Origin of the sequence: Corynebacterium sp. MSK071 (genome assembly GCF_030232125.1) — a bacterium.
In the GTDB taxonomy this organism is placed as follows: Bacteria; Actinomycetota; Actinomycetes; order Mycobacteriales; family Mycobacteriaceae; genus Corynebacterium; species Corynebacterium kefirresidentii.
In genome coordinates this window covers 219,172-232,098 of the sequence record NZ_JASPJA010000001.1, presented here as the reverse complement: position 1 = coordinate 232,098, position 12,927 = coordinate 219,172, and the positions used below count along the sequence as shown (strand labels likewise).

10 protein-coding genes and 1 pseudogene are annotated in these 12,927 nt (G+C 60.5%); 6 read left to right on the top strand and 5 right to left on the bottom strand.

From position 1 onward, the window contains the following. Positions 1–44: 44 nt before the first annotated feature. Entirely contained in the window at positions 45–1,622 is a 1,578-nt protein-coding gene (gene lysS, locus QP990_RS00975) for a lysine--tRNA ligase (protein WP_284798020.1), read from the bottom strand. A 190-nt stretch (positions 1,623–1,812) separates the two neighbouring features. Between lysS and QP990_RS00970 the strand changes: the two are divergent. The 6 genes and pseudogenes from QP990_RS00970 to QP990_RS00945 all read left to right on the top strand — a co-directional run bounded on the left by QP990_RS00970 (position 1,813) and on the right by QP990_RS00945 (position 9,687). Continuing rightward, positions 1,813–3,915, top strand: a pseudogene (locus QP990_RS00970) (PhoX family protein). A 221-nt stretch (positions 3,916–4,136) separates the two neighbouring features. After that, entirely contained in the window at positions 4,137–5,849 is a 1,713-nt protein-coding gene (locus QP990_RS00965; RefSeq protein WP_284798018.1) for a carbon starvation protein A, read from the top strand. Further along, on the top strand, positions 5,833–6,090 hold the full coding sequence (locus tag QP990_RS00960; RefSeq protein WP_239205465.1) for a cory-CC-star protein: 258 nt from the start codon (positions 5,833–5,835) through the stop codon (positions 6,088–6,090). Before QP990_RS00965 ends, QP990_RS00960 begins: the two co-directional genes overlap by 17 nt. After that, the gene (locus QP990_RS00955; RefSeq protein ID WP_023019923.1) at positions 6,081–7,022 is read left to right on the top strand and encodes an ArsA family ATPase; all 942 of its coding nucleotides are present in this window, start codon (positions 6,081–6,083) and stop codon (positions 7,020–7,022) included. Before QP990_RS00960 ends, QP990_RS00955 begins: the two co-directional genes overlap by 10 nt. A gap of 51 nt (positions 7,023–7,073) precedes the next feature. After that, entirely contained in the window at positions 7,074–8,372 is a 1,299-nt protein-coding gene (locus tag QP990_RS00950) for an aminopeptidase C (protein ID WP_284798017.1), read from the top strand. 13 nt (positions 8,373–8,385) lie between these two features. Beyond that, the gene (locus QP990_RS00945; RefSeq protein ID WP_284798016.1) at positions 8,386–9,687 is read left to right on the top strand and encodes an aminopeptidase C; all 1,302 of its coding nucleotides are present in this window, start codon (positions 8,386–8,388) and stop codon (positions 9,685–9,687) included. Positions 9,688–9,699: 12 nt separating this feature from the next. Here the strand turns inward: QP990_RS00945 and QP990_RS00940 are convergent, their stop codons facing one another. From QP990_RS00940 to QP990_RS00925, 4 genes are read right to left on the bottom strand one after another with little or no spacing between them, the layout of a single operon-like run. Beyond that, on the bottom strand, positions 9,700–10,320 hold the full coding sequence (locus QP990_RS00940; RefSeq protein WP_284798014.1) for a GNAT family N-acetyltransferase: 621 nt from the start codon (positions 10,318–10,320) through the stop codon (positions 9,700–9,702). Next, on the bottom strand, positions 10,320–11,222 hold the full coding sequence (locus tag QP990_RS00935) for a pantoate--beta-alanine ligase (protein WP_284798012.1): 903 nt from the start codon (positions 11,220–11,222) through the stop codon (positions 10,320–10,322). The genes QP990_RS00940 and QP990_RS00935 overlap by 1 nt, the downstream gene beginning before the upstream one ends. Then, complete coding sequence (locus QP990_RS00930) at positions 11,219–11,893, bottom strand: hypothetical protein (protein WP_284798011.1); 675 nt, start codon at positions 11,891–11,893, stop codon at positions 11,219–11,221. Before QP990_RS00930 ends, QP990_RS00935 begins: the two co-directional genes overlap by 4 nt. Further along, the gene (locus tag QP990_RS00925) at positions 11,894–12,925 is read right to left on the bottom strand and encodes a DUF6779 domain-containing protein (protein WP_284798010.1); all 1,032 of its coding nucleotides are present in this window, start codon (positions 12,923–12,925) and stop codon (positions 11,894–11,896) included. It lies immediately after the preceding gene. Between the last annotated feature and the right edge of the window lie 2 nt (positions 12,926–12,927).

The following is a 12,927-nucleotide window of genomic DNA, read 5'->3' as shown; positions in this document are numbered from 1 at the left end:
GTCAGCCCGCGCGGGCTGACGGCCAAGCGATAGGACGCTAGGTGCTACTTCTGCTCGGGTTTGACCAGCGGGAAGAGCACGGTTTCGCGGATGCCCAGGCCAGTCAAGGCCATGAGTAGACGGTCCATGCCCATGCCCGTACCTGCTGTAGGCGGCATGCCCTGCTCCATAGCGGCGAGGAAGTCCTCATCCAGCACCATGGCTTCATCATCGCCACCGGCGGCCAAGCGGGCCTGATCCTCGAAGCGCTCGCGCTGGATAACCGGGTCCACGAGCTCGGAGTAGCCGGTTGCCAGCTCGAAACCGCGCACGTAGAGGTCCCACTTTTCGGTCACGCCCGGCTCGGAACGGTGCTGGCGGGTCAACGGGGAGGTCTCAACCGGGAAATTCTTGACAAAGATAGGGCCTTCGAGCTGGTCCTCGCACAGGACCTCCCAGATTTCCTCGACCAACTTGCCGTGGCCCCAGCCGCCGTCCTTAGGGACGTCGAGACCAATGACGTCTGCAATGCCCTTGAGCGTCTCGACGTCAGTATCGATGGTGACCTCCGGCTGGCCCGGGAGCTTACGCTGCAGGGCCTCATTCAGGGAAGGGTACATCTCGATTTCCGGCCATTCTTCGCCACCGAAATCGAACTCGGTGCCATCGGCAAGGGTAACGGTGGTCGAGCCGAAGACATCGCGGGCAACAGCCTGGATGGACTCACGCGTCATGCGGGCACAATCGTTGTAATCGCCCCACGCAGCGTAGGTCTCCAGCATGGCAAACTCTGGCGAATGGGAGCGGTCAACGCCCTCATTGCGGAAGTTGCGGTTGATTTCAAAGACGCGGTCAATGCCGCCCACGACCGCGCGCTTCAAATACAACTCTGGAGCGATGCGCAGGTAGAGGTCAATATCCAGCGCATTGGAGTGGGTGATAAACGGGCGAGCGGCTGCGCCACCGTGCAGGGTCTGCAGCATCGGGGTCTCGATTTCTACAAAGTCCTGGCTTTCCAGGTAATTGCGCAGCGCGCGCATGACCTTGACGCGAATCATGGCGTTCTTGCGGGCATCTTCGCGGATAATGAGGTCGTTATAGCGCTGGCGCACGCGGGTGTCTTCTGCCATATCGGCGAAGGACACCGGCAACGGGCGCAAGGACTTAGCGGCCATGGTCCATTCGGAGACCATGATGGACAGCTCGCCGCGGCGCGAAGAAATCACGCGGCCGCGCACGGAGATGAAATCGCCCAAGTCGACGTCGGACTTCCAGGCGTCGAGACGCTCCTTGCCTACCTCTGCGAGGGAAAGCATGGCCTGCACCTGGGTGCCATCGCCATCTTGCAAGGTGGCGAAGCACAGCTTGCCGGTATTGCGCATAAAAATAAGGCGACCGGCAATGGCATGGGTGACCTCGGTTTCCTCGCCAGGGGCCAGGTAGGTTACGCCCTCTTCGTTGCCAGGCTCTTCGCCTTCAGCCACGACGCGGAAATCATGGCGCAAATCCTTTAAAGAGATGGTGCGCTCAACGGTTACCGGGTAGGCCTCTACGCCGGATTCCAGCAGGCGATCGCGCTTTTCGCGGCGGATGCGCAGCTGCTCAGGGACATCGTTTACTTCATTATTCTTCTGCTCGCTCACGTTAGCCAAGGGTAGTCGATCCCCACCGCAGCACGCGATTTAGCCCACGCCACCCTCTCCCGGGAAAGGATTTACGCATAATTCACTTCACTGTCACCTCGGGGTCAACACACAGTTACGAAGATGACCTTTTATATATGGCTGTCCCCATATGCAATCAATATTTTTCGACATTTTTGGAGCAATACCCATGGCGCTTAAGGGCCGCAATCTTCTCTCTAGTCTCTTCGCATCCTCTCGTTCCAGCCTGACCTGCACTTACAAGTGTGGCAATGCGTGCTTCGGAGAGTGCGAGAACAAGTCCGATAACCCGTACTTCGGTGATCAGTTCTCCCGTCGTACCGCCCTGCGCGCGGGCAGCCTGTCCGTCGTAACCGTCGGCGGCGGCGCCGCGCTGGCTGCCTGCTCTAGCCCAGACGATGCTTCTACTGAGGCGTCTTCTTCCGAGGGCAAGGGCGGCAAGACCTCTGAGGCGAACGTCGAGCTCACCTCCGCCGAGGGCATGAAGTTCGACCCAGTACAGCCGAATGAAAAGGACGAAGTAGTCATCCCGGACGGCTACAAGCAATCCGTGCTCATCGCGTGGGGCGATCCGCTGTTTAAGGACGCACCGGAATTCGATGACAAGAACCAGACCGCCGAGGCAGCAGAGAAGCAGTTCGGCTTCAACAATGACTTCGCCGGTCTTATCGAGCACCCAGACGATGACAATCGCCTTATCTACGTCTGCTCCCACGAGTACACCACCGAGCCGCAGATGTTCCCCAACTACGATGCGGATAACCCGACCGAGGAGCAGGCCAAGATTGGCTGAGCTGGTCACGGTCACTCCATCGTGGAAGTATCCAAGGTTGGCAACACCGGTGAGCTCAAGCGCGAGTTTGGCCCACTCAACCGCCGCATTACCGCCACCACCGAATTCACCTTGGTCGGCCCAGCTGCCGGTTCCGAGTTTGTAAAGACCTCTGCCGATAAGACGGGCAAGAAGGTCAAGGGCACTTTGAATAACTGTTCCGGTGGCATCACCCCGTGGAACACCATGCTCTCCGGCGAAGAGAACTTTGACCAGTACTTTGCACACGCCAAGCTGGATGACAAGAAGGCGCAGGAGTCGCTGGAGCGCTTCGGCATGGAAGATGGCGAGTCCCAGCGCAAGTGGGAGCGCTTTGATAAGCGCTTCGACGTCTCCAAAGAGCCGAACGAGCCGAACCGCTTCGGCTGGATCGTAGAGATTAACCCACTAGATCCTAAGTCCACGCCGGTCAAGCACACCGCTCTGGGCCGATTCAAGCACGAGGCCGGCAACATCCACATCGCCTCCGATGGCACCGTGGTGTGCTACGCCGGCGATGACTCCCGCTTCGAGTACATCTACAAGTTCATCTCCACCAAGAAGTACAAAGAGGGCGATATCGAGCACAACCTCACCATCTTGGACCACGGCACCTTGTACGTAGCCAAGGTAGAGGGCAACTCCCCAGCCGACGAGATTGACGGCTCCGGCGTACTGCCCGAAGACGGTGCCTTCGACGGCGAGGGCAAGTGGATTAAGCTGCTGACCTCCGATACGGAAAACAATAAGTTCGAGTCCCACGTCGACGGCATGTCTGCAGAAGAGGTTGCTGTCTACACCCGTGAGGCCGCCGATAAGGTGGGCGCGACCAAGATGGACCGCCCTGAGGATATGCAGGTCCACCCAGACTCGGAGAAGGTCTACGTTGCCCTGACCAACAATAAGTACCGTGGCGCTACCGGCGAGAACGCCAAGAAGAACAAGGAAGAGCCTATGGAATGGGCTCCTATCAAGGAGAACAAGAACGGCCTGGTCATGGAGATTGAAGATGATCACGCTGGTGAGAAGTTCACCTGGAACCTCTTCCTGGTCTGTGGCGATCCGAAGGAGGCTAATACCTACTTCGGCGGCTTTGACAAGGAGAAGGTATCTCCGATTTCCTGCCCGGATAACCTGGCCTTTGATAGCCACGGCAATCTGTGGATCTCCACCGACGGTAACGCGCTGGAGTCCAATGATGGCCTCTACGCAGTGACCACCGAGGGCGATACCCGCGGTGAGCTGAAGTGCTTCCTTACCGTTCCGGCAGGTGCCGAGACCTGCGGACCCATCGTCACCGATGAGCGTGTGATGGTCAACGTTCAGCACCCAGGTGAAACCGATGACGCCACCTTTGAAAAGCAGACCTCTCACTGGCCTGACGGTGGCAAGTCCACCCCACGCCCGGCAGTGGTTGTGGTGTGGAAGAAGGACGGCAATATCGGCGTCGATAAGAAGTAACCACCACCTGGTTTAAATACCCAGCGCGCGGCCCCTGTTCCTTTTCGAGCAAGGGCCGCGCTTTGGTCTATCCACGGCGACTAAACCAAAAGTCTCCGGGCACACTTCAAATATAAATCCACCCATCGGTCTCCCCCACAGGCAAATGCATATGTGAGTTATGGCATACTACTCGCACGTGTGATGCACGCCACCTGCCCGTCTATGAGGAGACACACACTATGAACTCTCTTGTCCTCGCCATCATCGGTATCGCGATGATGGTTGCCGGCTATCTGCTCTACTCCAAGTTCCTAGGGCGAAGAATTTTCCGGCTATCCCCGAATTACTCCACCCCGGCCCACACCATGGAAGACGGCGTGGATTATGTCCCGACCAATAAATACGTTTTGTGGGGCCACCACTTCACTTCCGTAGCGGGTGCAGCACCGATTATCGGTCCTGCCGTAGCCGTTATCTGGGGCTGGGTACCGGCATTTCTCTGGGTCACCATCGGCACCATATTCTTTGCAGGCTTGCACGATCTCGGCGCTCTGTGGGCCTCCCAGCGCCACAAGGGCCAATCCATTGGTACCTTGTCTGGGCGCTATATCGGCAAGCGCGGGCGCAACCTCTTCCTCATCGTCATTTTCCTGTTGCTTTTGATGGTGAATACTGCCTTCGCAGTGGTCATCTCCAACCTGTTGGTATCCACTCCCACGGCCGTCATTCCCACGTGGGGCGCCATCGCCGTCGCGCTGCTTATCGGCCAGGCCATCTACCGCCTGAAGTGGAACCTACCGCTGGTATCTATCGTGGGTGTGGTCGCGCTCTACGCGCTGATGATTATCGGCGACCGCGTGCCCGTGGTCTTGCCAGATACCGTCCTGGGGATTCCCGCCAATGGCGTGTGGATCATCTTGTTATTCATCTACGCCTTCATCGCTTCGATGCTGCCAGTATGGGTGTTGCTGCAGCCACGCGATTACATCAACGGCCTGCAACTTTTCGTAGGTTTGGCCATCTTGTACGGGTCTTTCCTTATCACTCGGCCCTCGATTATGGCGCCAGCGTTGCGCGATAACGTACCAGACGGCACCCCGGGCATCTTTCCGCTGCTCTTTGTCACTATCGCCTGCGGCGCCGTCTCCGGTTTCCACGGCGTGGTGGCCTCCGGCACCTCTTCCAAGCAGGTGGATAAAGAAACCGACGTGCGCTTTGTGGGCTACTTCGGCGCCGTGGGCGAGGGCCTGCTCGCACTGGGCACCATCATCGCTACTACCGCTGGCTTCAAGACCGCCGCGCAGTGGGAAGAAATCTACTCCGAGTGGAACGCCGGCGGCGTGGACGCCTTTGTGCAAGGCGGCGGCGCGCTCATGAATGAGGGCTTGGGTATTCCTACCTCGCTTTCCGGCACCATCTTGGCCACCATGGCCGTGCTTTTTGCGGCCACCACGATGGACTCGGGTGTGCGCCTGCAGCGTTTGGTGGTCCAAGAAATCGGCGAAATCATAGGCGTACGCATCAAGGCTTTGGCCGCCACCGTCATTGCGGTGGGCTTGGCCTTTGGGCTGACCTTCTCCGCCGGCGTGGATGGCTCGGGCGGCATGACCATCTGGCCGCTATTCGGTACCACCAACCAGCTCATGGCAGGACTCTCCTTGGCCATCGTGGTAGTCATCCTCACCCACCTACGTCGGCCGACGTGGCCAGTGGTCATCCCGCTCATCTTCGTTACCGCCATGTCCCTGTGGGCCGCGCTCCTGCAGCTAAAGTCGCTATTTACTAGCCAGAACTGGCTGCTGTTCTGCATGGACGCCATCATCGTGGTCGCCACCATCTGGGTCATTGTGGAGGCCGTCGGTGCCATCTCTCGTGCCCGCAAGGAGGCCCCACTGGAGTGGTCCGATGATGATCTTGACGCCCCGCTGCCCGAGCATGCTCGACAAGCTTAGGGCGTTCGGGGCTGGTCTCAATGAGTTCTACCAGGCCCCGTACCGCGCCAGTTTTGCCAAAGCCCAGCAGCAGGAAGACGATCTCTTCATGATGCTGGTGGTCTCGGAGGCCCTGGGCATTCCCAACCCGGCCAGTTACTACACCCTGGAGCTTTTGCCGTTGGTCTATGAGGATTTCCACGCCTGGCATACGCGCATGGGAATGGAAAGATCCCCGCTGGAGAATATTCAATGTTGTTAGAGACTGCACCCATCATGTTCTTTGGGGGCAAGGGCGGGGTGGGAAAGACCACCCTGGCTACCGCCACCGCGCTGCGCCTGTCCCGCGATCACCGCGTCTGCTTGGTCTCTACGGACCCAGCGCACAACTTGGGGCACATCTTTGGCACCGCGCTTGGCGATGCCCCCGTGGCCCTCACCCCTTCCCTCTCCGCCATCGAGATCGACCCGGCGCGCGCCACGGAACAACATCTTGCGCAGGTAGGTTCTGCGATGCGCCGTTTCATGCCCGAGCATCTGCATGGCGAGGTCACAAAGCACCTGGACTTGGCCCGGCAATCGCCCGGCACGCAGGAGGCAGCACTATTGGAGCGTATCGCGGCGCTCGTCGGCGAAGAGTCCGACGTCGATTTCCTCATCTTCGATACCGCCCCGTCTGGGCATACCTCGCGGCTGATGGCTTTGCCAGAAATCATGGCCGCCTATACCGATGGCTTACTTTCCCGGCGCGAGAAATCCGATAAATTCGGCTCGCTAGTACGCGGAATGTCGCCCGGCAACAGCGCGAATAATGACCCCGTGGACCGGCGCAATCAGGAAATTCGCGCCACTCTTTTCCAGCGGCGCGAGCGCTTTTCCCAGCTGCGCGCGGCGCTGACTTCACCGCGCACGGTCTTCCATATTGTCCTTACCGCCGAGCGCCTGCCCGTACTCGAGTCAGCCGAGTTCCACGCGGACCTCACCGGAAATGGCGTGCGCGTGGGGTCCATGCTGGTTAACCGCCGTACCCCTGCCAACCAGGGAGAATTCCTCGCCGCCCGTCGCGCGGCCGAAGATGAGGCGCTCGCACTTCTCCGCGCCAAGCTCCCGCAGACCCCAGTGCGCGAGGTTCCGTGGCTGCCGGAGGAAGTGGGGACTCCGGGGGCCGTCGAAAAGCTGGCGGAATTTCTCTAGCTCTTCCCCCAACCAGCCCCATCAGGATTTCTAGTCTGCTAAAACCGAAATATGACTTTGCTCACCAAGGAATACCTGTCCCAGTTGCGCAAGGAGGCTGCGGCCGATTCACGACAGCGGCTGGCCCGCAACGCCATCACCAACGTTGGCGCGGCCAAGGCGGCGCTTGACCGCGACCGCATTACCGCCTTATACCCCACCACGGAAACCAAGCTGGATAGCTTGGATGTAACGGATCAAAAGCGTTCCGGCCGCTGCTGGATGTTCGCTGCGTTAAACGTCTTCCGCCACCGCGCTGCGCAGGAACTCAACGTAGATAATTTCGAGTTTTCCTTCACCTACCTGCAGTATTTTGACAAGCTGGAGCGGGCCAACCTGGTTCTCAATCAGCTGCTGGATAAAAAGGACGCTGGTTGGGATGAGCGCACCGTGGCCGCAGTGCTCGACCACGCTGGAGCCGACGGCGGCTGGTGGTGCTTCTTTAGCAACCTGGTGGCCAAGTACGGCGTGGTACCTGCCGAGGTCATGCCGGAGATCCGCTCGTCTGGACATACCGCGGAAATGAACCGCGATCTCGCCACGGTGGTGCGTCGCGCCGCCGCGCTAGATGGCCCGCGCGAGGACATCCTTGCTCAGGCACGCAAAGATTTCCACCGCATCCTGGCCATCCACCTGGGCACCCCGCCCGAGGATTTTACCTGGGCGTATCGCACCAAGGACGAGCAATTCGTGCGCCTGCACTCCACCCCGCGCGAGTTTGCCAAGAAATACCTACCCCACCTCGACGAGTTCGTGGTGCTGGCTGATGACCCCCGTTCCACCAACCCCAAGCATCGCGTATTTAGCAGCGCTGATGAAAGCAATGTGCTGGGTGGCGCGCCACAAGAGTACTTAAACGTCACCGTGGAAGAGCTCAAGGAGACCGCCAAGCGCAGCCTAGCCGCCGGCGAGCCGGTGTGGTTTAGCTGCGACGTCAACCGTCAATTCTCTTTCCTCAACGGCGTATGGGACGAGGGACTGGTGGATACCGATGGCCTCTACGGCATCGATTCCACCATGACTAAGGAGGAGCGTTTTACCTCCGGCGAGACCGCGCCTACCCACGCGATGGCGCTCACCGGTGTGGATGGGGACCGAGCTTGGCGCGTGGAGAACTCTTGGGGCTCCAAGCCACCACGCAAGGAAGACGGCGAGGATGTGCCCGGCAAGGGCTTTGCCACCATGTCCGATGCCTGGTTTGACCAGAACGTCTTCCACATCGCCGTGCGCAAGGAGCACCTGAGCGATGAGCTTTCTCAGGCGCTAGATACCGAACCGATTGAGCTTCCCCTCTGGGACCGGATGAACTAAGGAGAATCGAGAAATGACCGAGATTAACCCGAACGAGGTTCATGCCGCCAATGCTGAGCTCGCCAGTGATGCCACGCTGCGCTTGGTACGCAATGGGGTGGCTCAGGAAGGCGTCGATAAGCTCAGCCTCGACCGCGAGGTACTGCACACCCTTAACCGGGTGACCAGCCATAAGCTAGATTCCTGGGGCGTGGCCGACCAGAAGGCTTCGGGCCGCTGCTGGATTTTTGCCGGCCTGAATTCCCTGCGCGGTGGGCTGATGGACAAGGCCAAGCTTAAAGATTTTGAGCTTTCCCAGACCTATATTTACTTCTTTGACAAGCTCGAGAAGGCCAATTGGTTCCTTAGCGCCATGGCTGAGCTGAAGGACCGCGATATTACGGACCGCACCGTAACCAAGCTCATGGATGATCCGATCGATGACGGCGGACAGTGGTCCATGTTTGTCGCACTGGTGGAAAAATACGGTGTAGTACCGCAGTACGCCATGCCGGAAACCGCTTCTTCGGAGGCCACGGCGATGTTGAACCGTAACCTGCAGACCGTGCTGCGCCGCGCCGCGCACCGGATCCGCAGCGGCGAAGAGGGCGCGCACAAGCAGGCGCTTGCCGACGTCTACCGTATCCTCACCGCCAACCTGGGCCTGCCGCCGGAGGACTTTGTCTGGCAATATCGCGATAAGGATGATGAGTTCCACCGCGCGGGCACCTTTACCCCGCAGGAGTTTGCCAAGGAATACCTGCCCGCAGACCTCAGTGAGTACGTGTGCGTGGTCAATGATCCCCGCAATGCCTACGGCAAGCTCTACACCGTGGAATACCTGGGCAATGTGGCCGGCGAGCGCGTAACCTATCTGAACGCGCCGGTGGAGGTGCTGCGCGATGCCGCGCGTGCCTCTATCGAAGACGGCCAGCCGGTTTGGTTCGGCTGCGATACCGACCAGCAATCCGATGATGAGCACGGCGTGTGGGCCAAGCACCTGCACGATTATGAGGCCTTCTACGGCGTGGAGATGGATCTGGACAAGGCACAGCGTTTGCGCCTGCACGAGTCCATGATGCCCCACGCGATGGTGTTTACCGGCGCCGATATCGGAGACGACGGCACCGTCAATCGCTGGCGCGTGGAGAATTCCTGGGGTCCAAAGAAGGCCGATAAGGGCTTTTGGACCATGGCCGATGACTGGTTCGACGAGTTCGTCTTCGAAATCGCCGTGCACCCCTCCCGACTGCCGGAACAATACCAAGCGGCGTTGCAGTCCGAGTCCGTGACTACCCTGCCGGCTTGGGATCCGATGGGAGCGTTGGCGCGTTAAGACTGCGGCACGCTAAGCCTGCGGCGTGCCCAAGCGGCGCACATACAGCATGCACTCCAAGTCGCGGTCCTCGTTGACCGCGATGGTGCGCTCGCCCACCTGAGTGAAACCGCGGCTGTCATAGAACTGGTAAGTGCAGCCGTCATCGGTAAACAGGTAAACATTCTTTCCCTCGTGACGGGCTTCGAAGGCCTCGAGCAGCGCCGTGCCCACGCCGCTCACGCCGGAATTGGGATCCGCGACGAGGAAACCAATTTCGCCATCGATGGGGTGCTTGCCCAAGTACTTGAGCAGCATGTCCTGATTGGCGGCATCGTAATCATCGCGGTGCCCGCCCGGGCGCAGATTATTAAAGATTTCCACCGCGCGGACAAACGCCTTGCGCCACCACGGATATGGCAACGCGGGCTCGCCCTTCATGGAGGCCAACAGCACGCCGAGGAAGCGGTCGCCATCGTAAGCGGCCAAGATATCGGTGGCCTTGGCGCGCTCTAAATCCCAAAAGTAGCGGCCATAGGCGCGCTCGAAGCGGCGGTTTGTGACAAACCAGTGCAGGTGCATGCCCTCGATGGCAAAAGAAATGGCTTTGGGCTCATCGCGCGGGTCAAGATCGCGGATCTGGATATCGGTCATTAGTCCTCCGATGGCTGCTGGGAAGCGGTACCCTGCGCGCGCTGTAGCGCGCGTTGTTGCTCGCGCTCGAGCTCGGCCTTGGCTTCGTGCTCTTCAATATTATTAAAGCCGATGCCCAGCGGCAGGCCCACATTATCGATGAGGCGGACGCCACCGATTGTCGCGGCGACGAGCAAGCGGGCATCACCCTCCTCGGGAGGGGTGCCGAGGTCGCGACCGCGCACCTCGAGGTAGTCCGGCTCAACGCCTGCTGCGCGCAGGACTTCCGCGGCGACCTCGCGGACCTTCTCCGCACCGGCTTCGGCGGCATGCGCGCCGGCGGTCAGCGCGGCGGATAGGGCCGCAGCTTGGTCACGGGATTCGGCCGGGACGTTGGTATTGCGCAGGCTCATCACCACGCCGTCGGGCATGCGTACGGCGGGCACGCCCTGCACGCGCACGCCTAAGTGGAAGTCTTGGACCGCGTGGTGGATGGCGAGGAGGAGCTCGTAGTCCTTTTCGCCGAGGAGGACTTCGGTAGGCGAAAGCGTCAGGATGAGCGCAAGGTACAGGGAGAGGTCCTCGCTGAGGTCCGGCTCGAGGGCGGTCGCGGCGTCGACAGGGGCCACGGCGATGCGGCGGCCGTGTGGCCACAAGATTTCTGGCGAGTAATCCCACACGATGTCCACGCCCTCGGCGCGCAGGAGCTCAAGATCTTCCTCGTGTGGAGACTGCAGGGCCACGACGGTAACCGCGCCGCGGATGTGCTTGGCCGCGCGCATCAGCGCGATATGGCCGGCGTGCACGCCGTTGGTCAGCGGCACGAAGGCGACTGGGCGACCAGTCTTGTGAAAAGCACTACCGACCATGCGGATGCGCTCAATGTCGTTGATGACGGTAGCGTTTCCCATCTCCAGGCTCATCGGCTCTCCTCTTGTAGGGCCCACATTTCTAACTCTTCGCGGCCGTCCACCTCTCCTAGGCGGCGGGCAACTTCCACATAGCTGCGCCGCAGTCCGGGGTCGGTGGCGCCGCGGTAGGCGGCGATAATTTCTTCGGTGTCCATGTCCTCACCCACCAGTGGTGGCTCTTCTGAGGGCGAGAGGAAATGAGCATCAACTGCAGCAGAGATATGCAAGCGCCGAAGCATTTCGGCGTAATAGGCGCGGGCAGCGAAGGGGGCACGTTCGGCGTCAGAAAGCGCTACGGTTTCTGCGCGAAACTCGGCGATATTAAGTTCCACCACGGTCTCGCCCAGCTCATCCAGGGTGGTCACCGCCCAGCGCTTAAGCGTAAATGGGGCGAGCGCCGCGACAACGCAGCCGTGGGTTTCCAGTGGATCCAATACCTGCACTCCGCGCGAAAGGCAGGTGTGGAAAACGATTAATCCGCGATGTACGTGTGGCTCAAGCAACTCCACGGTAGCTTCCAGGCGGGAATCGCCCACGGCGATGATGAGGGCCTCAAAAGAGGCAAGTTCGGCCGGGTCCGAGAGCATCTGCACCTCATGGCCGGCGCGTTCCATAGCATTGGCCAAGGTAAAGCCCGCCAGGCTCCGGCCAAACAGAGCTACCCGCATGCGTGGCGGGCGCATTTATTTATCCTTCTTCTTCGCCTGGGCCAGCAGCTCGGCCACGGAGACCGCGCCCTCGCGCTTATCGTCGCTGCGGCGGCGGCCGCGGGAATCGGGCTCTTCGGCCGCGCGGTGATGCGCGCGGCCCGCCTTCTGGCGCACCGGCTCGGACTTTTCTGGGGCTACGTGCTGACCGGAGCCCGGGTACTCCGCACGCTCATCGCGCTGTGGTGCCGGCTGCTGCGGAATATCCTGGGTCTCGTCATTGGCCTTGGTAGCAGCCTCTGGCTTGCGATGGCTACCGTGGTGCTCGCTGACCGCGGACGTGCGGGTATTCTTCAGGGAAGCATCGCCGCCGGTATCCCAGCGCACGGCCTGGAAGCCACCAGTATTAAAGGTGGAGGCACCAGAAGCCTTGCCGGAGTTGCGCTGCGCACGAGTCTTTTCGCTGATGATGTCATTGAGCGGGTTGGACTCGGCGTGAGCAGCAGATGGCTGGTTACCCAAGCGACCAGCGATGGCATCGGCGGACGGGGCGCCGGAGGAAGACTGGGTGAAGTCCACATTACCCTCCTCAGAGCCAGGGCGAGCAGCGGCCGCGGTCTGAGCCTCGAGCTGCATGATGCGGCGCGCCTCGGCGTGCAGAGCGGCCGGTTCATAGGTGAAGTTCTGGCCCGAAAGATCCTCAATCTGCTTGCGGATGGAAGCCAGCTCGGTGCGGATCTCATCCAGCAGTTCCTGATCCGGCAGCAGCTGGCCATCGGCTGTGCGGGCCTGCTTGAGCTCGGCGCGGTGAGCGCGCTCCTGCAGCTCCAGCTTGGTCACGGACTCCTCGGCCTGGCGGCGGTAGCGCATCACCAGGAAGAAGCCAAGCACGGCAGCCCACAAAGCGGCGATGAGCGCAATCTTAAGGGCTGCGGCAGAGCCGGAAATCAGCATGACGATGCTGGCTACAACGGCCAGCACCACGAGGACGATGAGCCCGGTCTGGCCCAGATCCGGCTTGGTCGTCTTGGCGGGAGTTTTGCTAGAAGAAGAGCGCGGCTCAGTCATGC